Raw genomic sequence first — 21,795 nt, 5'->3', positions numbered from 1 at the left:
AATCGTATATTCATTTGAAATTAAAGTCAATCGCGATTTATTTTAAATAGTCTAAAAGTACAGGTGGTCTGTGCTACATGAATAAAACAACAATGGGTCACGTCTGTTGATTAACCATTTATTCGAATAAAATACTGGTGAGCAGGGCTTGGAATAATCCATTTTCACTGGATCATTTCCGGTTCGCTTTTGGCGAATTAATCACGACATATTTACCGTGAGGCAAGTGTGGCTAGAAGTGACTCCGTCACTTCTAGCCACACTCTTTTCAGTAATCCTGTTGCGAATAGTTGCCTGTCGCATTCCTACATGTCTAGACGTCCCGGTAATCGTATAGAAGTCATTCTATCCAAAGCAGTCCAAAGTCAACTATACACATAGCGCCCAGTAGGTTATCACGTTACTCACTGGTTACTTTGGTTAATCAACAGACATGACAATGGGTTTTATTTATAAACAATGCATTGCCTTCTCGGCTTCATCCCACGGAACGGAATAGCCTTTTCCTTTGGTCAAGAAAATGGAAGTGGACGAGTATTCGGGATCCGCTTCTTTGTTATAACCGATTTCTTCAATGACTTGTTCCTGGTTATGACAACGGTCATAGCCCCCGAATAACAGGCTAAGCGTCCCTTTACCATGGGTGAATGAAGCAAAGACGGTGCTGTAATTCATAAATGTAGCAACTGGCACACGCCCTTTTACAATAACTTTTTCGCCAATTGTTTCTGGTGCGTCAAAGCTGCCATGTGCTTGTTGAATGTCTGACAGCACTCTTCCCATATTATCCAAGTCCACTTTTATTTTGAAATCGTAGTAGGGTTCGAGCAACGTATTGGGAACTTGTTCTAAACCTTGTCGCAGTGCCCGGAAAGTAGCCTCTCTAAAGTCGCCACCAGATGTGTACTCGTTATGACTTCGGCCTGTCAGTAACGTTACTTTGACATCTGTGAGAGCTGAGCCGGTTAATAACCCATGATGCTCTCGTTCGAATAAATGGCCGCGTACTACGTTTTGGTGACCAATAAGTAAATCGTTTGCATGGCAGACGTTGTCGAACTGTATGCCACTATTCCTTTCGGTTGGTTCAATTAAAAGATGTACTTCCGCGTAATGCCTTAAAGGCTCAAAATGACCATAACCCGTTACGGATGTTTCAATGGTTTCCTTATACAGGATTTTAGGTTCACCGAAGGAGACTTGAATCGAAAAACGCTCGTTAACAATTTGTTGGAGTACTTCGAGCTGGATGACGCCCATAACGTGAACATGAATTTCTTGAAAATGTTCATCCCAGAAGACGCGCAAAGAAGGATCCTCCGCATCGAGTAGGTTAAAACATCGAAGTACTTCTTTCACATGGATGGCAGCGTCAAAAATAACTTTTGACTTAAGGGTAGGCATCATGTCAAAGGTCGCTTTTTCTTTTAGCGCTCCGACACCGTCACCAATGGATGCTTGCGTTAACCCAGTAACGGCGAACAGTTCACCGGCATGAACATGGTCGATTGCTTTGAACTTACTACCGTTATAGACGCGTATCTGTGTCACTTTCTCCGTGAAATCTCCATAATTCACTCCATCCCTGACACTTAGCGTACCGCTTAGTGATTTAAGGAAAGTGACCCTATTCCCACTGTCATCATGGCGGATTTTATAGACCTGTGCAGCGAAATCACTATCATCATCGTAAGAAGTTGTTGTCAATAAATCGAGTTTCTCGAAAAACGCCATGACACCAATGTCCTTGAGTGCAGAACCGCTGGAGAGGGCGAAGATTTTATTGTCGCTAATCATTTTCTTTAATGTTGCAAGCCACAAATCGTTGTCGTAACCTGATTCCAAATAGGTCTCAAGAAGTGCTTCATCACGTTCTGCGATAAATTCAATGAGTTCATCTTCCATAATTCCTTCATTGAAAGAGGATGTAAGGTCACAGATGTCTTCCGATAGATTGGTGCGAATTTCATGGAGTACACTTGCAATGTCGGTTCCTTCACGATCCGTTTTATTGATGAAAAAGAATGTAGGTACCCGATGTTTGTGGAGCATTTGCCACACGGTTTCCGTATGACCTTCCACGCCATCGCTTGCGCTAATGATAATAATGGCATAATCCATTACTTGAATTGCGCGTTCCATTTCAGGAGAAAAATCGACGTGTCCAGGTGTGTCGATAATGTAGTAGGTAGATCCGTTATAGGAAATGGATGCCTGGTCTGCAAAAACCGTAATACCTCTTTCTTTCTCAATTGTATGGCTATCGAGGAAGGCGTCTTTATGGTCCACGCGCCCTCTCTGTTTAATGCTTTTTGTATGATAAAGCAGTTGTTCAGAAAAAGTTGTTTTTCCTGCATCTACATGTGCAAGTATGCCAATTGTTTTATACATGATGTCGCTCCTGTCCATTTCTTGCTACTACCAGTAGTATAGCAAATCTGAATTGGGCGAATCACCTTAAATAGGTGTTATACTGTAAAGACAAACTGAATGTGAAGGAGGAATCAGATTTTGAAATATTCAAGAACGAAAATGGAACAGCTTGTAAAGAATGATAAAGAGCTGTCAAAACGTCTGAAACAGATAATGGCAGAGCTTGACTTAGAGAAGAGTTTTGCGTTAAAAGCGTTGTATCATGCAGATGTAAAAGACGGTGGTACGCATCAGAGGAATTATCAGGAACTGTAAGTACATTAAAAGCGTGGAAAGTCTATTATGACTGCCACGCTTTTTTTGATGCCTTTTTCACTGGATCATTTCCAGTCCGCTTTCGGCGAACTATTCATAACATCTTTACCGATGGGCAAATGTGGCTAGGAATTGCAGTTCATTGCTCCTAGATAATCCTGTCGCATCCCTACACATCAAGACATCTCGGTAATCATATAGAGGTCGTTCAATTCAAAGCAATCCAAAGTAATTGTACAAGAAGCGGCTATATATGTTGAATTAAAGAATCCCATGGAATCTGCTGTGTTGCTCAATAATGAGAGAGCTGTTATTCGGGTTGTGGATTGTAGATCGCTTGGCACTTTGGGGATGCCTCTCGCCCTAAGCCTGGATTAGCGCTTCGCATCCAGTCTTACGGCTTCGGCGACCCCTTTGCCGCGCCTTCGCTAGGTTGTATATTTTCGAGAGAAATGTAATTTTGAGATGTATATGGCGAGATTGTAAGGTGATTACTATTTGAACCTATATAAATTGAAATAAAGAATTCCATTGAACCGCTACGGCGCTAGGAGATGCCTCCCGCCATAAGCCAGATGAGGTATTCTTTAACCTATCTGGAATAATATCTTGGAATTAACTGTATAATTTCTGCAAAGAACGCAGAAATTATACAAACCGAACTCTTCGTTGTTCGGTTGGCTACCCCTGTTAAGGCGCCTTCGCTCAGTATATATACCGGATTCAACATATATAATTATAGTCCAGAAATCCACAATCCAGGTTGCAGATTTCATCCCAGCTAATGAAATGCGCTATCTCAAATAGAACACCCAGCGCAGGCGCGTCTTCGTGGTAGCCGGAGCGATAAGACTGAAAGTGGTCTCCTTTCTGGCTTATCGCGGGAGGCATCCACAAAGCGTCGAAGCGGTATAGGCAGGAATTCTAATTTGCTCTAATTATTAGGGCTTTTTCAGTGGCCTCCCAAAAGCCCTTGTAAAGCGTAAACGCCGTGTTCATTTGTTCAACATATATAGTGTTGGATTCAGTTATTTACTGGTTGGTTTTTCAGCTTAATCTTCTGGTGAACCGATTACTTCGTGTTTGATTTCATCGAATGCTTTTTGGAGGTTATGTGAATAAAGTTTTTTTACCTCTTCGTTTATAGTCGTTGTTTTTCCAATCTGTTCTTCGTAATAAGAAAAGGTTGAAGACAGTGATTGTGATTCGCTTATGATGAGGTTTGTCATTAGGACATGTTTGAATGCATCCAGATAATATTCTTTTGTTCCAAGTTTCATTGGCTAAAATCCCTTTCTTTTATGGAAATAAAAAAGCATCTTCCTAGTTAAACGTAAGGAAGATGCTAGTATGCGTAAATTTGTATGGTCGCTTGTTGCCGTAACGAATGGTTCGTAAACAGAAGTACACTATTGACTGCACAGTGAAATAAGAGGTATTGAGTCCTCTTATGTTTCTTTTGTATTACGTTCTTTCGTACGGCGGCTTTTACAAGAAATTGCTCGATCATAGCCGCACTTAACACCTCCTATCCGCGTAGGGAATTGGTGTGTACTGAAATAGGCAGGTCTCCTGGCTCATGATCATCGCGTTCTTTTCCCTTCCCATTCGTAACGAACAGTGGATTTGAAAAGAGTACTCCCATTTACAGTTGCGGGACAGCGTCGGTTTTTCACCGAACTTCCCTTTTAAGCTTTTATACAAACGTAAAAAAGCACCTAATTTCTACACGTTATTCAGTTGTGCTTTTACTATAACATACATATTGTCTGACTTAACACGATTGCTAAACAAGGGGTTCATTAATGGCCCATTACCGCAAATTTGGACAAGAAAATGTCTATCCCTCTTACTATAATCAAGCTGGGGGGATAGAAAATGAATAAAATAAAAACAACAGATCCATATCGAGTTTATATTTCTACATGCTTCTTATCACAATTATTTTTCACATTTATATTTACGGTGAACTTGTTGTACCATGTGCAAACTGTGAAGCTTGATCCGCTTCAACTTGTGTTAATTGGGACCGTTTTGGAGCTTTCCGTTTTTCTTTTTGAGATTCCAACTGGGGTTGTTTCGGATTTAAAAAGTCGGAAGTTATCTTTAATAATTGGGTATATATTAATAGGAATCGGTTTTTTAATTGAAGGGGTATTTCCCTATTTTGTAACAGTGCTAGTGGCTCAAATTGCATGGGGGATTGGCTATACATTTACTAGCGGCTCTCAGCAAGCCTGGATTGCAGATGAAATAGGGGAGGAACGTGCTTCACTAGCGTTTATAAAAGGGGCAAAGGCAGGTAATCTTGGACAAATTATAGCTATTCCGCTCAGTATTTTAATGGGCTATTTTATGATTAACCTACCAATCATTATCGGCGGGCTATGTATGATTGGATTAGCCGTCTATTTAATGATTTTTATGAAAGAAGAAAACTTCAAACCGTTAGATAAAGAAGGAAGAATATCTACGCTTGGAAGTATGAAGGAGAATGTGGGCAATATTATTTCCTATTCCAAAGCGAGCTTCATCATAAGGATGCTATTTCTCATTTCTTTATTTATTGGGTTTTATAGTGAAGGTTTTGACCGATTATGGATCGCTCATTTTTTGGAGGTCTCAAATATATCTTCGTTAACGAATGAGAAGTTAGTTGTGATAATGGGGGGAATTCAGTTCATTGTCGTGCTTATTTCCTTTGCAGCACTCCATTTGATGAATCGAAGTGCTATCCACCAAAATCTAAGGCAGATTTATGTTGTTCTTTTGGTGGCCAGCTTCTTCATCGTCATTTCATTAATTGGCTTTGCATTCTCAACGTATATGATCAGCTTGCTAATTTTTTATATAATCATTCAAGTGACAAGGCAAGTCATGTATCCATTAGAGGATATTTGGCTTAATAAAATTATTCCTGATTCCTCTGTACGTGCAACATTCTTTTCGGTTAAGGGACAAGTGGACGCCATTGGTCAAATTGGAGGTGGTCCGGTAATTGGGATTGTAGCATCGAGCTTTACGATAAAAATTGCTATCATTGTTAGTGCAATTTTGTTAACTCCTGTATTACTTTTATATAAAGTTGTCTTAAACAAGTCTAGAGAGTGAATCGATCACTCTCTATTTCTTTCTTTGATCGGCAAGTAAATTTCCATATATATTTTTTCATAATCCCAGTCATGACAGTGTTCATCGTAATACTCAAAGTCATAGCATGTTTCATCGACTTCATAAAGAGATTGAGGTAGCCAATCTTCTAAAATATAGAGCCAAGTTCCCTTGATGGAAGAGACAAACTGTTCGACTTCAACAAGTGGAGTCCTAAAAACCGCATAAGTAGCATCTGGAATTTGCAGTTTTGTTAGTCCAGCAGGTAGTTGAACATCTCGATCATAATTTACCGCGAATAAATAAGTAAATCTATCTTCTAATTCGACGCTACTAAGATTGATACAATATTCTCCATGTTTTTTGGGAGACAATGCTTCGTACAGAGTGCTTTCGATTGATTCATCCGGGGAAATTCTTTGGTCCCAAAAGGCAGGTGCATCTCTTGTGTAAAAGACATTTTCGATAACACTCTCAAATGTTTTACCCGCAATAGTAAAAGCTGGTTTCTGAACAATTTTAGGTTGCATAACAATGCCACCTACTTTTTTTTGCCTAAGGCTCAAAAGGTCAATTTTTTGAGGCAATGATAGCGGACAGTGGAGCCTATATAAGCTTGGTGGACTGCCAAAAAATTTCTTGAAAGCCTTTGTAAAGCCAGAATGCGTCTCAAATCCATAATCTAATGCAATTTGAATTATTTTTTCGCCTTTTACTAATTCATATAACGCGTATTGCAGTTTTCTTTTTAAAACATAGTCCATAATTGTATAACCAACATGGTTATTAAAAATCCTATAAAAATGATAAGGAGAATAACCGACCAGTTTAGCTAGTTCCTCAGGTTTAATGTCCTCTTTAATATGGTCTTCCACATAATCGATTACTTGCTGCAATAAAATTAACTGTTGGATATCAATCGCCTGCCTCTTTGCTCTATAAATAGCTATATATGTTGAATTAAAGAATCCCATTGAATCTGTTGTGGTGCTCAATAATGAGAGAGTTTTAATTCGGAGTGTGGATTGTAGAATACTTGGCGCTTTGGGGATGCCTCTCGCCCTGAGCCAGGGCACTGAAAAAGAACAATTTCCTTCAATCCCGTTGATTTCCGTTCCGAGCGGACGCTTTCCGCGGGCACGGCTTCAGCCAATCGAACAGCAAAGAGTTCGATTTGCCGTATTTCTGTGTTCTTTGCAGAAATTAAGGCATTCTTGCCCCGTGCTCCCAACGCTAGCGCTTTTGCTCGCAAAAGCCGTTCTTCGTAACGGCTCTTCCTGCGGGGTCTTCAGCTCGCGCTGTACCCGCCGGAGTCGCCGCTCTTCACTACAATCAACTAGTTCTTACTATAAAAAAGAACTTTTTCAGTGGCTTACCCTGAGCCTGGATTGGCGTTTCGCATCCAGTCTCACGGCTTCGGCGACCCCTTTGCCGCGCCTGCGCTAGGTTGTTCATTATCGAGAGAAATGTCATTTTGAAATGTATATGGCGAGATTGTAAGGTGATTACTAGTTGATACTACTTATATTCAAGAAAGACGTACTCCGGTTTGCAGATTTCATCACAGATAATGTAATGATCTTTCTCACATAGACCATCTAGCGAAGGCGCGACTTCGTGGTAGCCGGAGCGATAAGACTGAAAGAGGTCTTCTTTCTGGCTTATCGCGGGAGGCATCCACAAAGCGTCGAAGCGGTATTAGCAGGATTTCTAATTCATACCAGGTATTAGGACTTTTTTTAGCGTCCTCCCAAAAACCTTTGTAAAGCGCATACGCCGTATTCATTTGTTCAACATATATAATCATCCCTAACAGAGGGAACTGTCCTATAGCAACTCTATCATTTAGAAGGGGAATGTGAATACAATTTTTGGGCTATAGGGACTCTTTTTTATTTTGGTAATACGTTATAAAAATAGGATAATCAAAGTTTGAGAAGTTATTTTACTATGATCCAAGATTTGAATGAAAGTACAACAGGCACATGATGCATCCTTCATTTCTTGTTAATGGTGTATTTGGTTAAGTTAAAAACTAACCAACAGTTACGTTTAGTGTTAAAATTTGGGTAATGGGAAATTGATTGAAAACATAAGAAATAAACTTACTCGATCTTTTATGCACTCTATATGTTGAACAAATGTATACCTGCATAAAGAAAGCGAGGGCATCTTAAAAGGATTTAAACGATGAAAGTGGAAAAGTTTAATTCAATAACTTTGAGGGAGGAAGTTACTTTGAAGAAAATAATCATGTTATTAATAGTAATATTGGTTTTAACAGCTTGTGCAAAAAGGGTTAGCAATGATTACAAATTTAAAGGAGAAAGTGAACACTGGGAAGCCGAATATGTATATAGGGGAACGGAAGTGTGGAAGAAAGATAACGGCGATAGAACGTATTCCAACGAAGATAGCTATCAATTTTTATTGAAATACAAAGGTTCTTTAGAAGAGTTGTCTTCAATAAGGAAACTTGAATACGCTCATAAAACGAATTCTAGTGGCGGGGAAACGACGAAAGAATTTGATGGGCCCCCTGAAGAGCTATTATTTACAGCTAGCGGGGCTTCAGAAGGCGGAACAAAAATAAACGAAGATGAAGTTATACAAGTAAATGTAAAATGGGGTGACCTTGAAGAGTCATTCGAATTGCATAATAAAAGTAAGTAACCTTGTTTGGGTACTTGGTAATTGCATAAAAAAGGGGAAATAGGAGGCTTTGGCGAAAAGAAGTTTTAGAAAGGTATTTGGGTGGAGATTGTGGACTCAAATACGTACATAAAATGAGGTGTGTATATGAAAGATCACGTGATTACGAACATTGTAGAATGTATGGCTTCCAGTGACGAGATTCAACGAATTCAGACGGAGCATCGCCTTAAGCTCGTTGAGTCCTGGGGAATAAAAGAAGGAAGTAGTGTTTTAGAAATCGGTTGTGGACAGGGGGATACGACGGCTGCGTTAGCTTATATCGTCGGAGAACAAGGATTTGTTCACGGGATAGATATTGCATCTCCAGATTACGGAGCCCCGATAACTGTAGGTGATTCTGCTCGTTATTTACAGCGGTCTAAGTTAGGAAAGCAACTTAAAATGGAGTTTAACGTTGATGTTTTATCAGCAGAGGTAGATTTTCCTGAAAAAAGTTTTGACTATATTGTTTTCTCACATTGTTCCTGGTACTTAAAATCATTTGAGGAACTTGAGGGGATTTTAAAGAAGGTTAGAAAATGGGGCAAGACCTTATGTTTTGCTGAATGGGATTCAAGAATTCAAATGATTGAGCAATACCCTCATTTCTTGGCCGTGCTTATTCAATCCCAGTATGAGTGCTTCAAAGAAAGCAGTCTTTCAAATATACGTACCTTATTTACACCAATGGATATAAAGCGTGTTGTCGAAAATGCAGGCTGGACAATTGTAAATGAGCAATCCGTACATTCTCCTAAGCTACAAGATGCGGAATGGGAAATTGCGATGACCGTAGCTGATTACAAAGAGGAGATTAATAACCTTGTTGATCTGCCTGGAAAACTAAAATCACTAATTCAATCTGAAGTGATTTTGTTAGAAGAAGCGCAAAAGAATCATGCGATTAAACCGATGTCAACCTACGTATTTATCGCAGAATAGTGAAGTTGTACGATTGTAAAGTTTTGATTTTTCATTATTTTTCAACACCCCTTATTGTAAACTGTAAGTAGGGAGTGAGAGGGGGAATGAGGGCGTGAAGAAGTACAGTAAAGAGGAGAACAGTTGGATTTTCTATGACTGGGCAAACTCGGCATATTCGATTATTATCACAACTGCGGTGTTTCCGCTTTATTATAAGGCGGTGGCGACGGATGCAGGCGTGAGTATGTCGAATTCAACTGCTTATTTGGGGTATACAGTTGCTATTGCAACGTTCATACTCGCGATGATTGGACCTCTTTTAGGAACGATTGCCGATTATGAAGGATTAAAGAAGAAGTTCTTTCTATTCTTTTTCCTGATGGGGACTGCGGCGACACTTTCATTGGCATTCGTACCGGGCGGTAACTGGTTATGGTTATTGATCATCTATACCATTACAGCCGTTGGTTTTCATGGGGCAAATATATTTTACGATGCATTTTTAGTGGACGTTACACCAGAGGAGCGAATGAACAAGATATCGGCAAGGGGCTTCGGGTTGGGCTATATCGGGAGCACGATTCCATTCATTATCAGTATTGCTATTATTCTTTTGGCTGGTAAAGAGATTATTCCACTTACGACGTCAACCGCAAGTAGGATAGCCTTTGTCATTACAGCGATTTGGTGGTTTGTGTTCACAATTCCGATGGTCAAAAATGTTCATCAAATCCATGGTATTAAGCGTGAACCAAATTTATTGGCAAGCAGTTTCAGACGTCTTGGCGGTACATTTAAAGAAATCCGCAAATACCGGACAGTTTTTTTATTTTTATTGGCTTATTTCTTTTATATAGACGGAGTTGGAACAATTATTTCAATGTCCACGGCTTACGGATCGGATTTAGGGATTAGCGCAGAAAACCTTCTTATTATCTTGTTTGTCACGCAGGTTGTGGCGGCGCCATTCGCAATTCTTTACGGCAAATTGGCGCAGAAGTTTTCCGGGAAAAAGATGTTATACGTGGGAATCTGTGTTTATATCATTGTGTGTATTTATGCGTTTTTCATGAAAACAACGATGGACTTCTGGGTCTTGGCGATGCTTGTTGCAACGTCACAAGGCGGCATTCAAGCATTGAGTCGTTCATATTTTGCAAGGCTTGTACCAAAAGAAAAGTCGAATGAGTTTTTCGGCTTCTATAATATTTTCGGTAAATTTGCGTCCGTCATGGGGCCTTTACTGGTAGCAGTGACTGCCCAAATGACTGGAAGCTCTGCATACGGAGTATTCAGCCTGATAATCCTTTTCATTATCGGAATCATTATTCTCTCACGTGTTCCTGAACCAGATGTGAAGATAACAACGACATAATAAAATTGAAAAGCGTTGCACACATTGTAGGATGTGTGCAACGCTTTTCGATTTATCTCGCATTAACGGGCAGTTAGACCCCCACTTTAAGTCTTCAAGGATGCGAGAAGAGTAAGTGGGGGGATGAAGAAAACCGCCTCTGATTGAAGTTTAACTTTATCTCTCAATCAACTTTATCGATTTTATCGACTTGCAGAATTCTGAAACCGCCTTTTTCAAGTTTTTCGGTTAGTTTATCGATTTCTGCATCAGTCTTTCCACTTTCAAGTGTGATAACTACTCTTCTAGCAAGAACGGAGCCATTATCCAGCGTAAACATGCCTTCAATATTTTCACCGCGTAACGTTTTCGTCAGTTTTTCAATCATACCTTTAGCTTCAGTTGAAGATAGCGTAAGATTGATGCCCCCCGTTTTTAATCCGAAGGCATCTTCCAACACACTTTCAACTCTATTATGCGTTAATATCCCAACGAGTTTCTCGTTTTCTACAACGCTTAAAAAAGGTAGTGACTTAATTTCGATGAGTGCACTTAAAAAAGAGGAACGTTCTGTTATGAATGTATCTTGATGCTTCAACAAATGGTCGATTTTTGAATTCTCATCCCCATTGTCTTCGTACAGATATTCTATCAAGTGAACTTTATAAATCATACCTTTATAGAAGTCTTCGCTGTCAACAACGGGAATACATCTATATCCACTCGCATTGATTTGATCCAGCACTTCTCTCACGGTTTGATCGATCTTCACTGTGGCAACGTCAAGTCGCTCTAAAAGTAGGTCTCTTACATGCATGCTTGTTCCTCCTCGTTATTTCATTTTTGTTATTATCACAATTTTTAGTCTATGATAGTATTTATTATAATCAAGATATAGGAAGTTGTACAATTAATTATACAACAAATCTTGTTAATCCCAGTATACATAGACTCCAAAGGGGTTCCATATTTTTTGCCAATCAATTGCACGAACTTCTAGTATAATAGAAAGAACGCAAAAGAATAAATCGTGAAATGAGTAAAAGGGGTAATAAAAATGGAGAATTTAAGTCTCAGTGCAATGTTAGATGTCATTGGGGAAGTGTTTTCAGATGAAATCTCTATAGTGGTGTCGAATACGGAGGAGTACCTCTATTATCTGCCCAGCAAGCGGGTTGATTTAAAAATTAGGCCGGGGGATCCCGTGAAGGAAGGCACGATCGCACAGAAGGCTATTTCCCAGAAACAAAAAGTGTCGGAGTTCATCAACCGCGATGTGTTTGGTGTCCCTTATCATGGGATGGCGGTTCCGTTTTATCATGACGGGGAACTAGAGGGGTGTGTAACTGCGATTTACCCCGTGTATACGGATGGGAAATCTGTCGTTACCGTAAAGACACATGATGGATGGATTCCTGTTCCTTTCGCAAGCGTAAAATATGTTGAGGTGAAGGATCGGAAAACATATGTGATGGCGGAGGGTTTTTCAGGAACTCATAAAAATACGTTACAAGAGTTTGAATATTTATTGCCGCGAGAGTCATTTGTACGATGCCATCGCTCCTTTATCGTTAATGTTCATCACATCAAGGGAATTTATCCTGATACGCACTCGACTTTTGTCTTGGAAATGGATAATGGAACAAGAATACCAGTTAGCCAATCCTATTCCAGTTACTTTCGTAAACTTTTAGGGTTTTAACTTGATCCGTGCTGCTTTAATCATGTATTTTAGTGCTTCACCGGATAATTCCTTGTCCAACGCCTAATTCCTCATTCATGTAAGTGCTTAAGTTAAAATTAACTAAAAGTTATGAATTGAGGCGTCTATGGATGGAAAATCATATGGATCGAATTAAAAATGTTCAATTGAGAGACGTTGTTGTCTCACCGACAGAGGCGGCGTCTTGGATTGAAGACGGTATGACGCTAGGGTTAAGTGGATTTACACGTGCGGGTGACGCAAAAGCGGTTCCACTGGCATTGGTGAAACGTGCGGAAACGGAAACGTTCAAAGTGAATGTGTTTACGGGCGCATCGTTAGGGTCTGATATCGATAGATTGTTTGCTGAAGCTGATATTATACATAAAAGATTACCATTCCAAGCAGATCCAACGATGCGGAAAAAGATTAATGACGGCGATCTTCTGTTTGTGGATCATCATTTGTCGCATACCGCAGAACTTATTCGTGCTGAAGTTGTCGAGCCAATTGACTTTGCAATTTTGGAAGCGGTTTCAATAACGGAAGACGGAATGATTATTCCAACGACCTCGGTTGGTAACTCATTGACGTTCGCACAACATGCAAAAGCAATTATTATAGAAATTAATATGGCGCAGTCTACGCAATTGGAAGGGCTGCATGATTTATACGATCCGGGTAAACAGGGTGAACGGTCGCCGATTCAGTTAATGAAAGTAGATGACCGGATTGGTACGATTGGCATTCCTATTGACATGAAAAAGGTAAAAGGAATCGTCTTCACTGATCAACTGGATTCTCCTTCTACGATTGTAGCGCCTGATCAAGAAACAGAAATTATGGCAGAGCATTTATTAACGTTCCTTCGTACTGAGATTCAAGCAGGTCGATTAACTGAACGTCTGGCACCATTACAGTCAGGAATTGGATCGGTAGCGAATGCAGTTCTTCACGGAATGATCAACTCAGAGTTCAAGGATTTAGAAGTGTATTCAGAAGTACTGCAGGATTCTGTGTTCGATTTGATTGATGCAGGAAAAGTACGTTTCGCATCTTGTGCTTCAATTACATTATCTGAAGAGAAGATGGATCAAGTCTTTAATAACTTTGAAAAGTATCGAGACAAGCTTATCATGCGTCCGCAGGAAATTTCGAACCATCCGGAGATTATCCGTCGTCTCGGCTTAATATCCATCAATACAGCACTTGAACTCGATATCTACGGCAACGTCAATTCGACGCATGTTTCAGGGGCGAAGATGATGAACGGTATCGGCGGATCAGGTGATTTCGCCCGCAATGCTCGCCTTGCTATTTTCGTTACGAAGTCAACGGCAAAAGGCGGTAACATTTCAAGTATCGTCCCCTTCGTTTCACATGTGGACCATACAGAGCATGACGTAGACATTATCGTGACAGAGCAAGGCTATGCAGATTTACGCGGACTTGCCCCAAGGGAACGTGTGGAACTCATAATCGAACGTTGCGCACACCCGATGTACCGCGAGCAACTTCGCGCGTATTACGAAGAGGCGCTTAAAAGAGGCGGTCATACGCCACATGTCTTGGAAAAAGCATTTTCATGGCATGCAAATTTGGCGAAGAACGGAACAATGCGAGAGCTTGTTGAAGAGTTGGTATAATAAACAAATAGAAAAAGGGTTACCTGATTGAGGTAACCCTTTTTCTGTTTGTATGGTGGGGGTTATTTGATAACATGAAGCTTGCCAATCAATCATATAGCGTACGACCCGAGCATATAAGCTTGCTAACCAATCAAATATCGTGCGACCCGAGCATATAAGTTACTACCCGATCAAATAGCATGCGACCCGAGCATATAAGCTTGCCAACCAATCAAATATCGTGCGACCCGAGCATATAAGCTTGCTAACCAATCATATATCGTGCGATCCGAGCATATAAGCTTGTCAGCCAATCAAATATCGTGCGACCCGAGCATATAGGTTTGCCAACCAATCATATAACGTGCGACCCGAGCATATAAGCTTGCTAACCAATCATATATCGTGCGATCCGAGCATAAAAGCAAGCTACCCAATCATATATCGTGCGACCCGAGCATATAAGCAAGCTAACCAATCATATAGCGTACGACCCGAGCATAATAGCATGAGAGACCGAACCATATCCCCCCCGCGAACGGATCAATTCATCACACTGCTGTTATGCTTTTGCTGCAAGTGCTCTTTCAAATTCCTCTTTCACGCGATGAAGAAGTTCGGCATCCGTTAGCAGCCTATACCCCGTAGACGCAAGTGCTTTCGCTCCTGTAATCAATGCTTGGTTGCCAAGCTCCGATTTTGCAGCTTCCCTGAATTCAACCGTATGGGCAATCAAGTCATCTGGCCCGATTTTAATGTATGGATGTGCAGTCGGAACTACATAGCTAATGTTGCCCGCATCCGTCGAACCTTTGCCTTTCCGTTTTTCGGTATGGACGACTTCGCCAAGTGTTTCAAGTTCCACGTGTAACGTTTCATCCAATACGGAGTTCAGTACGAGGTCTTTCACTTCGTTTTGGAAACGTTCAATTTTAACGGTTGCACCCGTTGCAAGGGCGGCGCCTTCAGCAATATTCCGGACTTTGTCAGAAGTCTCGACTGTTTTCTGCCAAGATTCCGCACGGATGTAAAAACGTGCAGAAGCGTATTCTGGAATAATGTTTGGTGCATCGCCGCCGTGCGTAATGATGCCGTGGATACGGACATCAGAAGGCAGCTGCTGACGTAGGGCGTTAATGCCGTTGAACAGTTGGATGACAGCGTCCAACGCATTGATACCTTGTTCAGGAGAACCTGATGCGTGAGCTGGTTTTCCGTAAAAATGAAAATCGAGTGGGTCCACAGCGAGTGATTCACCTGTTGTAGCTGTCTTTCCAGATGGATGGATCATGAGCGCAACATCTACGTCCTTTAAATAACCGTGTCTAACGAAGCTGCCTTTTGCGCTGCCATTCGGACCGCCTTCTTCAGCTGGTGTGCCTAAAACGACAACGCGGCCGCCCGTTTCAGGAAGCGCTTCGGCAAGTGCAATCCCCGCTGCAACACTTGTTGTTCCAATAATATTATGTCCGCATGCATGTCCTAACCCAGGAAGTGCATCATATTCAGCAAGGTAAGCGATTGTCGGACCTTCTTTTCCACTGTCTTTCACAGCATAAAACGATGTTTCATGACCAGCAACCGCTGTTTTTACTTCAAACCCTGCATCTTCCAACAGCGCAACATGTTTAGCACTTGCATACACTTCTTCGTTTCCGATTTCCGGGTTTGCATGAATTTCCTGACTCGTTTGAATATATAAGTCATGGTTCTGTTCAATTGAATGGAATAATATGTTCGTCTTTTCATTTACAATGCTCATTATGAATGCCCCCAGTTCAATTATTTTTTTAGGTCTTCAAAGACGGTATCAATCTCTTCCTGCGTTAACTTAATAAGATATGATCCGCCTTTTGTATCTTCTTCGATAGCTTTTTCAATATCTTCTTCTTGATATAACTCAACGATGCGTTTGAATGTTTTATTGTTTTTTTCTTTCTCGCTTGCTACGATTAAATTCACATATGGGTAAATACTCTCATCGTCACCTGATTCTCTAAAGAGTGGATCCTCTCCTGGTGAAAATCCTGCTTGTCCAGCAATTCCGTTGTTAATTATCGCGGCAGTCACATCTGGCAATATACGAGCTGTTTGTTGAGCAACCATTGGAATGATTTCTAGGTTCAATGGATTTTCAGTGATTTTTGTCGGATCACCAAACAATCCGAAGTCATCTGAAAGTGAAATTAAATCAGCACTTTCTAGTAGGCGTAGCGCACGTGCTTGGTTTGAAGGGTCATCTGGAATCGCAATTTTGTCGCCTTCTTTGATTTCAGAAATATCCTTGATTTTTTCAGAGTAAACGCCAAGTGGTGCAAACATCGTCGAGCCAATTGGAACAAGTTCATTTTTACTTTCTTTTACATATTGGGATAGGAACGAGAAATGTTGGAATGCATTTAAGTCGATATCGCCTTGTGCAAGTGCATTATTTGGCAATGTGTAATCTGCGAATTCGACAAGTTCGATTTCAATGCCTTCTTTTGCCGCTTTTTCTTTCAGCAATGGCCATTGGACACCATCTGCACCGTTGACACCAATTTTCACTTTGACTGTATCACTATTTCCGCTTTCTTTACCGCCGCAAGCAGCGAGTACAACAGCAGTTAATACTGCTAAACTTACTAACCATAATTTCCTCATTTAATTCGTCTCCTTTTAGTTGAATGATTGTATTTTTTGACCTAGAACAGTGTCTAGCTCGGCTTATGCCTGTCGCGTCTAAGCGGGCATCGTGCACTTTTCCCAGATTACCGACGCATGATTTTTTTAGAAAGTGTATTGCCAAGCCATTGTGCCAATTGCACCATGATGATTAAAATGACGACCGTAACGAGCATGACGCTGCCGTCGAACCGTTGGTAACCGTAAGTCATCGCGACATGTCCAAGACCTCCGCCGCCAACTGTTCCGGCAACTGCCGAGAAATCGATAAGACTGACGGAAACGAAGGTAAGTCCTAAAATAAGTGGACCCAATGCTTCTGGTATCAAAACCGTGAAGATAATCCGAAGAGGGCTTGCACCCATTGCCTGTGCTGCTTCAATAACGCCAGGATCAATGCTGACCAAGTTATTTTCAACAACTCGGGCAATGACGAATGTTGCAACAATTGTCATCGGAAAAATGGCTGCTGCGGTTCCGATGGTTGTCCCGACAACTAATCTTGTCAGTTGTGAAATGGCTACTAAGAAGATGATGAACGGAACAGGCCGAACGATGTTAATGACTATATTTAATATTTGAGAAACAAGTTTGTTTTCCAAGATATTATTTTGCCTAGTGACAAATAATAGCAGGCCAATTGCAATTCCAAAAATGGAACCAAAAACGAGAGTGGCAATTACCATGATCAGTGTTTCGCCGGTTGCTTCTACAATCCGGGGCCAAAATGTAAGCCAATCAACGTTCATCTTTTAGGACCTCCTCTATGTCTACAATTAATTCAAGTTCTTTTAATACACGGCTTACAGCATCCGTTTCTCCTTCAAATGAAACAAGTAGATTGCCAAAAAATCGTTCCTGTAATTCTCGAACTGAACCGTAAACGATGTTGAAATCAACATCATGTTTACGTGTAACTTTTGAAAGAACAGGATCACTTGCAATATCTCCTTTGAAAATAACTCGATATAATTTGGTGCCACCTTTTGATTGCCACTCATTAATCAGTTTTTCTGAAGGTAGATCCTGCTGTACGGATTGGATGAATCGTTGTGTTGTCGAATGTTGAGGATCAGTAAATGTTTCAAAAACATCACCCGTTTCGATTACTTCTCCATTTTCCATGACCGCTACTTTGTCGCAAATTGTTTGAATGACATGCATTTCATGTGTGATAAGGAGGATTGTAATACCCAAATCCTTATTCACCTTTTTCAACAACCGCAGTATATCGGCGGTCGTATCAGGATCTAGTGCAGATGTGGCTTCATCACAGATTAGGATATCTGGTGAAGTGGCGAGTGCTCTGGCTATACCTACGCGTTGTTTTTGCCCTCCTGATAGTTGGTCCGGATAATCTTTAGCTTTATCGGCCAGGCCAACGAAGTCCAATAATTCCTCGACGCGTTCCGCAATTGCTTTTTTTGGCATTCCGCCAAGTTTCAAAGGATACGCGATGTTTCCTGCAACTGTCCGTGAGTTCAGCAAGTTGAAGTTCTGAAAAATCATGCCGATGTTGCGACGTTGCGTCCGTAAATCTTTTGAGGATAATGTACTGACGTCGATGTCTCGTATGAAAACAGAGCCTGAAGTCGGGCGTTCAAGCATATTTACTAACCGTAGCAATGTGCTTTTTCCGGCGCCGCTAAAACCGATGATGCCGAAAATTTCACCTTTTTCAACGAAAAGAGAAACATCTTTTACCGCATGTACCTCACGCTTCCCAAGGGCGAACGTCTTGGATGCATTTTTAAATTCAATCATGTATTGACCCCCTAAGTACTTCGTTAATTCTGTGCGGACAATGGATGCAACTAGCAAAATGACTTGTGACCCCGAGCATCTGGCCGCTGAAGCTAGACAGTTGTAAGAACGAAAAAAATCCCTCTTTTTCTTAAAATAGATAAGAAAAAGAGGGATTCTAATAAAAGAAGCCATCTCGTTCTCATCTTCCAAACGCATACGCGTCTGTAGGAGTTGGCACAGTGTTCATTGGTCATGAACCTGTTGCCGAGATGTCATAGGGCCTGTCCCTCGATCTCTCTGGATAAGAAAGTGATGTAGTGCTATTCGATTGTTGCAAGAATTGAATCTAACTCTAGTGTGCAAATTAGGGAAAGTCAATGAATTTACTAAAGTAAAATAATTCAGACTACTAATAACCAAAAACAATTTAAGGATTCTGATACACTTAAAGTGATAGAGAAAGCGGTGTTAGAATGACAATTTTCATATTTATTAGCATTATACTTTTTGCGTCCATTTTACAGACAAGTACAGGATTTGGTTTTTCGATCATGGCGACACCTTTTCTACTCATGATTTTTAATCCGATGGAGGCCATTCAGATAAACCTAGTTTTGTCGCTTGTTATTTCAAGCGCACTTATTGCTAAAATACGTAAAGATGTGGATACAGATCTATTAAAAAAGTTGATAATCGGGAGCTTATCTGGACTGCCAATTGGTATCATTTTGTTCATTTCGGCGGATATCAACAAATTGAAAACGGGCATAGGCATTGTTCTTCTTTTGCTAACACTGCTACTTGTCCTGAACCTTCGAATTAAGAGAACTAAACGTGGGGACTTTGTTGTTGGCGGATTATCTGGTACATTGACGACAGGAATTGGCATGCCAGGTCCGCCGCTTTTGCTCTACTTTGCAGGAACGGCTATGCAAAAAGAAACATTACGTGCAACGACACTCGCGTTTTATTTATTCATCTATTCCGTTAGTCTACTCATTCAAGTGCTTTTTGTTGGTACAACTAAAGGTATTTGGACCTCAATCGGAATGGCACTACCGCTAGTATTTGCTGGATTGTATCTAGGACAACTACTATTCCGTCATATCAGTCAAAAGACCTTTCGGATCTTCACATATGGTATTTTACTATTTACAGGCGTTTATTTATTAATAAAATGAGAAAGTAATTTATAGAATGGAGATGTTTCTTATGAAAATCGCATTGTTTGGGGCAACGGGGCGTGTGGGTGGGGAAGTCCTAAAATTAGCATTGGTAGAAGGGCATGAAGTGACGGCACTCGTTCGTTCACCTGAGAAATTGGCGCCACATGATAGGTTGACGATTATCCAAGGTGATGTCCGTGATGTTGTAGAAGTTTCGTATGCCATTGCTGGAATGGATGTTGTATTCAGTTCGCTAGGCACAGACCAGACAACAACGTTGACTGAGGCAGTTCCTCATATGATAAGAGCGATGGAGGATACAGGAATTAATCGGCTAGTCACAATTGGGACAGCAGGCATCTTGCAAAGTAAGATTGATCCCGAAAAACTGCGTTATGAAGCTGGAGATACAAATCGCAGGCTAACTTTTGCGGCGGAGGAGCACCATAAAGTGTATGACATGCTGCGTCAATCGGGGCTTGAATGGACAATTGTCTGCCCTACTTATTTACCGGATGGTGTTGCAGTGGGGGACTACAGAACTGAGCGCGACTTGTTGCCAGAGGACGGTAAACAAATATCCGTGGGTGACACAGCTGCTTTTGCTTTCGATGAACTACTGCAAGGTGACAATATCGGTTTTCGTGTAGGAATTTCATATTAATAAACAGAGTAGTACTGTCGTTGACAGTGCTACTTTTGTACAGAAAATAGTTGAAAGAAATTTCAGCATCGGCAGGGACATTAACACCCCTAGCTGGAGACTTGCAGGATCAAATTGAATTTTCTAAAGTTTGATTAAACAAATGAAAGGTTGCCCCATCAGTTTTTCATAACTGACGGGGCAACCTTTTTTTATGGACAAAGAATGGCGACCAATCATAAAGCCATCCAAATCGGTATTTTGTTTCACGTGTAACACTTATAGTCCGACTTAAACTTCCACTTCGCTAGTTAGCGCATGCGTATTCCCCTCGGTATCATTGAAAAACGCCATCCATGTTTCTGTGGAGTCCATTTTTGCGACGACATGTGGTTTGTCGATAAATGAAACTCCTTTTTCTTTCATCTGACTATAGCTTTGTGTGAGGTCATCTACTTGGAAATAAAGGACGGAACTTGCGTTTGTGAATTGTTCCTTTTCGGGAAGACTAAGCATTAAGCGGATACCGTCGCAGTCGAAGAAAGCCATTGTGTCTGTGTTGAATAAAAGCGGCAGTTCGAGTAAATCTTTATAAAATAAAATAGCTCGATTAATATCTTTTGCAGGAATCCCAATTTGGCCGATACTTTTTAAACTTGTCACAAAAATAATCCCCCTATTCAGTAATCTTTTTATTTAGTATAGCATCCCAGTTTTTATCCAACGAAGCGGAGGCAAAAGAAGATGGATATTCTTTATAGTGGTTTGTTAAAAGATAATCATCCGTTTTATATTCGACGACTGCACCTGAAAGACCTTGATGAAATTATACATGTACAGAATGAGGTGGTTTATGTACTTGATAATCCAAGTTCGTTATCTTCATTATCCCAAAAAGAGTACGAATATATTTTGGCTGACGGCGGTAAGATGGTAGGGGTGTTTGCAGATGAACGGCTCGTCGCATTCCGTGCATTACTTGTCCCAGGAGCAGATGAAGAGCATCTTGGTTCAGACGTTGGGCTTGATTCGACGGAATTGGAATCTGTTATTTATCAGGAGATATCGACTGTTTCGCCACGCTATCGTGGCTACCGTCTGCAAAAGATTATGGCAGACGTCTTAATGGAGCAGTTGAAAGTGGCAGACTATAAGTACGTTTGCGCAACGGTTGCTCCGTTTAATATCGCAAGTCTCAAGGACAAGTTTTCACAGCAGATGGAAATTGCCGCGCTGAAAAAGAAATATAACGGGGTGTTGCGTTACGTTTTTGTGAAACATCTTCATAAAGAGGGGGACGAATGGGGAGTGGAGCAATTCATTCCGATGCAAGATACAAAAGCTCAGCAAAAACTGCTTGAAGAAGGATGGCGAGGGACTGGGATTTCAGGAAGTACGGATGGCTGGCTTGTACGGTATTGTAAATAGTTTATCGACTTTCATGACAAGTAGAAAAGGAGCGACTTCACCCAATC

Annotated in this window: 19 protein-coding genes and 2 riboswitches; of the genes, 10 read left to right on the top strand and 9 right to left on the bottom strand. The window is 40.9% G+C overall.

Annotated elements, in window-relative coordinates:
- Positions 1 to 450 precede the first annotated feature (450 nt).
- Positions 451 to 2,391 carry a translation factor GTPase family protein gene (locus MKZ26_RS14420; RefSeq protein ID WP_340766609.1) on the bottom strand — a complete coding sequence of 647 codons (1,941 nt, stop codon included), beginning with the start codon at positions 2,389 to 2,391 and terminating at the stop codon, positions 451 to 453.
- 120 nt (positions 2,392 to 2,511) lie between these two features.
- Between MKZ26_RS14420 and MKZ26_RS14415 the strand changes: the two genes are divergently transcribed.
- Entirely contained in the window at positions 2,512 to 2,688 is a 177-nt protein-coding gene (locus MKZ26_RS14415) for a hypothetical protein (RefSeq protein ID WP_187046304.1), read from the top strand.
- A gap of 1,052 nt (positions 2,689 to 3,740) precedes the next feature.
- Here MKZ26_RS14415 and MKZ26_RS14410 read toward each other — a convergent pair.
- Positions 3,741 to 3,968: a hypothetical protein gene (locus tag MKZ26_RS14410; protein ID WP_340766608.1), complete on the bottom strand. Its 228-nt coding sequence runs from the start codon at positions 3,966 to 3,968 to the stop codon at positions 3,741 to 3,743.
- A 265-nt stretch (positions 3,969 to 4,233) separates the two neighbouring features.
- A riboswitch (cobalamin riboswitch) is annotated at positions 4,234 to 4,425 on the bottom strand.
- A gap of 141 nt (positions 4,426 to 4,566) precedes the next feature.
- Between MKZ26_RS14410 and MKZ26_RS14405 the strand changes: the two genes are divergently transcribed.
- On the top strand, positions 4,567 to 5,799 hold the full coding sequence (locus MKZ26_RS14405) for an MFS transporter (RefSeq protein ID WP_340766607.1): 1,233 nt from the start codon (positions 4,567 to 4,569) through the stop codon (positions 5,797 to 5,799).
- Between the two features lie 5 nt (positions 5,800 to 5,804).
- Here MKZ26_RS14405 and MKZ26_RS14400 read toward each other — a convergent pair whose 3' ends face one another.
- Entirely contained in the window at positions 5,805 to 6,794 is a 990-nt protein-coding gene (locus MKZ26_RS14400; RefSeq protein WP_340766606.1) for an AraC family transcriptional regulator, read from the bottom strand.
- Between the two features lie 1,195 nt (positions 6,795 to 7,989).
- Here MKZ26_RS14400 and MKZ26_RS14395 point away from each other — a divergent pair.
- The 3 genes from MKZ26_RS14395 (at position 7,990) to MKZ26_RS14385 (ending at position 10,792) form a co-directional block, all read left to right on the top strand.
- Entirely contained in the window at positions 7,990 to 8,472 is a 483-nt protein-coding gene (locus MKZ26_RS14395) for a hypothetical protein (RefSeq protein WP_340766605.1), read from the top strand.
- Positions 8,473 to 8,598: 126 nt separating this feature from the next.
- On the top strand, positions 8,599 to 9,435 hold the full coding sequence (locus MKZ26_RS14390; RefSeq protein ID WP_340766604.1) for a class I SAM-dependent methyltransferase: 837 nt from the start codon (positions 8,599 to 8,601) through the stop codon (positions 9,433 to 9,435).
- A 94-nt stretch (positions 9,436 to 9,529) separates the two neighbouring features.
- A complete protein-coding gene (locus MKZ26_RS14385; RefSeq protein WP_340766603.1) occupies positions 9,530 to 10,792 on the top strand; it encodes an MFS transporter in 1,263 nt (420 codons plus the stop codon).
- Between the two features lie 163 nt (positions 10,793 to 10,955).
- On the opposite strand, the gene MKZ26_RS14380 is transcribed toward MKZ26_RS14385, so the two are convergent.
- A complete protein-coding gene (locus MKZ26_RS14380; RefSeq protein ID WP_338654330.1) occupies positions 10,956 to 11,588 on the bottom strand; it encodes a CBS domain-containing protein in 633 nt (210 codons plus the stop codon).
- A 240-nt stretch (positions 11,589 to 11,828) separates the two neighbouring features.
- Between MKZ26_RS14380 and MKZ26_RS14375 the strand changes: the two genes are divergently transcribed.
- Together MKZ26_RS14375 and MKZ26_RS14370 are read left to right on the top strand one after the other, a co-directional pair.
- Complete coding sequence (locus tag MKZ26_RS14375; protein ID WP_340766602.1) at positions 11,829 to 12,473, top strand: LytTR family DNA-binding domain-containing protein; 645 nt, start codon at positions 11,829 to 11,831, stop codon at positions 12,471 to 12,473.
- Between the two features lie 131 nt (positions 12,474 to 12,604).
- Positions 12,605 to 14,119, top strand: coding sequence for an acetyl-CoA hydrolase/transferase family protein (locus MKZ26_RS14370; protein ID WP_340766601.1), 1,515 nt, complete (start codon positions 12,605 to 12,607; stop codon positions 14,117 to 14,119).
- Between the two features lie 544 nt (positions 14,120 to 14,663).
- Here the strand turns inward: MKZ26_RS14370 and MKZ26_RS14365 are convergent.
- The 4 genes from MKZ26_RS14365 to MKZ26_RS14350 form a co-directional block, all read right to left on the bottom strand.
- Positions 14,664 to 15,863, bottom strand: a complete 1,200-nt coding sequence (locus MKZ26_RS14365) for a M20 family metallopeptidase (RefSeq protein ID WP_340766600.1) — start codon at positions 15,861 to 15,863, stop codon at positions 14,664 to 14,666.
- Between the two features lie 20 nt (positions 15,864 to 15,883).
- On the bottom strand, positions 15,884 to 16,744 hold the full coding sequence (locus MKZ26_RS14360) for a MetQ/NlpA family ABC transporter substrate-binding protein (protein ID WP_340766599.1): 861 nt from the start codon (positions 16,742 to 16,744) through the stop codon (positions 15,884 to 15,886).
- Between the two features lie 107 nt (positions 16,745 to 16,851).
- Complete coding sequence (locus MKZ26_RS14355; RefSeq protein WP_067204226.1) at positions 16,852 to 17,514, bottom strand: methionine ABC transporter permease; 663 nt, start codon at positions 17,512 to 17,514, stop codon at positions 16,852 to 16,854.
- A complete protein-coding gene (locus MKZ26_RS14350) occupies positions 17,504 to 18,529 on the bottom strand; it encodes a methionine ABC transporter ATP-binding protein (RefSeq protein WP_340766598.1) in 1,026 nt (341 codons plus the stop codon). Before MKZ26_RS14350 ends, MKZ26_RS14355 begins: the two co-directional genes overlap by 11 nt.
- Before the next feature lie 178 nt (positions 18,530 to 18,707).
- Positions 18,708 to 18,819, bottom strand: a riboswitch (SAM riboswitch).
- A gap of 165 nt (positions 18,820 to 18,984) precedes the next feature.
- Here MKZ26_RS14350 and MKZ26_RS14345 point away from each other — a divergent pair.
- Both MKZ26_RS14345 and MKZ26_RS14340 read left to right on the top strand, forming a co-directional pair.
- Positions 18,985 to 19,692: a sulfite exporter TauE/SafE family protein gene (locus MKZ26_RS14345; protein ID WP_338654321.1), complete on the top strand. Its 708-nt coding sequence runs from the start codon at positions 18,985 to 18,987 to the stop codon at positions 19,690 to 19,692.
- Between the two features lie 31 nt (positions 19,693 to 19,723).
- Complete coding sequence (locus MKZ26_RS14340) at positions 19,724 to 20,341, top strand: NAD(P)-dependent oxidoreductase (RefSeq protein WP_340766597.1); 618 nt, start codon at positions 19,724 to 19,726, stop codon at positions 20,339 to 20,341.
- 270 nt (positions 20,342 to 20,611) lie between these two features.
- On the opposite strand, the gene MKZ26_RS14335 is transcribed toward MKZ26_RS14340, so the two are convergent.
- Entirely contained in the window at positions 20,612 to 20,983 is a 372-nt protein-coding gene (locus tag MKZ26_RS14335) for a VOC family protein (protein ID WP_445683424.1), read from the bottom strand.
- A gap of 81 nt (positions 20,984 to 21,064) precedes the next feature.
- Here MKZ26_RS14335 and MKZ26_RS14330 point away from each other — a divergent pair, with 81 nt between their 5' ends.
- Positions 21,065 to 21,748 (top strand): GNAT family N-acetyltransferase, encoded by a 684-nt coding sequence (locus tag MKZ26_RS14330; protein WP_340766596.1) that lies wholly within the window; start codon positions 21,065 to 21,067, stop codon positions 21,746 to 21,748.
- The last annotated feature ends 47 nt before the right edge of the window (positions 21,749 to 21,795 follow it).

This window comes from Sporosarcina sp. FSL K6-6792 (assembly GCF_038004885.1).
GTDB classification, from domain to species: domain Bacteria; phylum Bacillota; class Bacilli; order Bacillales_A; family Planococcaceae; genus Sporosarcina; species Sporosarcina psychrophila.
Note: the sequence above shows the minus strand (reverse complement) of the source record. Positions and strands in the feature narration are given on the sequence as shown.

Excerpts from the sequence above, each read along its gene's own strand:
- MKZ26_RS14395 (WP_340766605.1), top strand. The coding sequence starts at position 7,990 with ATGAAAGTGGAAAAGTTTAATTCAATAACTTTGAGGGAGGAAGTTACT.
- MKZ26_RS14375 (WP_340766602.1), top strand. The coding sequence starts at position 11,829 with ATGGAGAATTTAAGTCTCAGTGCAATGTTAGATGTCATTGGGGAAGTG.
- MKZ26_RS14410 (WP_340766608.1), bottom strand. The coding sequence starts at position 3,968 with ATGAAACTTGGAACAAAAGAATATTATCTGGATGCATTCAAACATGTC.
- MKZ26_RS14360 (WP_340766599.1), bottom strand. The coding sequence starts at position 16,744 with ATGAGGAAATTATGGTTAGTAAGTTTAGCAGTATTAACTGCTGTTGTA.
- MKZ26_RS14330 (WP_340766596.1), top strand. The coding sequence starts at position 21,065 with ATGGATATTCTTTATAGTGGTTTGTTAAAAGATAATCATCCGTTTTAT.
- MKZ26_RS14355 (WP_067204226.1), bottom strand. The coding sequence starts at position 17,514 with ATGAACGTTGATTGGCTTACATTTTGGCCCCGGATTGTAGAAGCAACC.
- MKZ26_RS14345 (WP_338654321.1), top strand. The coding sequence starts at position 18,985 with ATGACAATTTTCATATTTATTAGCATTATACTTTTTGCGTCCATTTTA.
- MKZ26_RS14350 (WP_340766598.1), bottom strand. The coding sequence starts at position 18,529 with ATGATTGAATTTAAAAATGCATCCAAGACGTTCGCCCTTGGGAAGCGT.
- MKZ26_RS14365 (WP_340766600.1), bottom strand. The coding sequence starts at position 15,863 with ATGAGCATTGTAAATGAAAAGACGAACATATTATTCCATTCAATTGAA.
- MKZ26_RS14370 (WP_340766601.1), top strand. The coding sequence starts at position 12,605 with ATGGAAAATCATATGGATCGAATTAAAAATGTTCAATTGAGAGACGTT.
- MKZ26_RS14340 (WP_340766597.1), top strand. The coding sequence starts at position 19,724 with ATGAAAATCGCATTGTTTGGGGCAACGGGGCGTGTGGGTGGGGAAGTC.
- MKZ26_RS14405 (WP_340766607.1), top strand. The coding sequence starts at position 4,567 with ATGAATAAAATAAAAACAACAGATCCATATCGAGTTTATATTTCTACA.
- MKZ26_RS14420 (WP_340766609.1), bottom strand. The coding sequence starts at position 2,391 with ATGTATAAAACAATTGGCATACTTGCACATGTAGATGCAGGAAAAACA.
- MKZ26_RS14380 (WP_338654330.1), bottom strand. The coding sequence starts at position 11,588 with ATGCATGTAAGAGACCTACTTTTAGAGCGACTTGACGTTGCCACAGTG.
- MKZ26_RS14390 (WP_340766604.1), top strand. The coding sequence starts at position 8,599 with ATGAAAGATCACGTGATTACGAACATTGTAGAATGTATGGCTTCCAGT.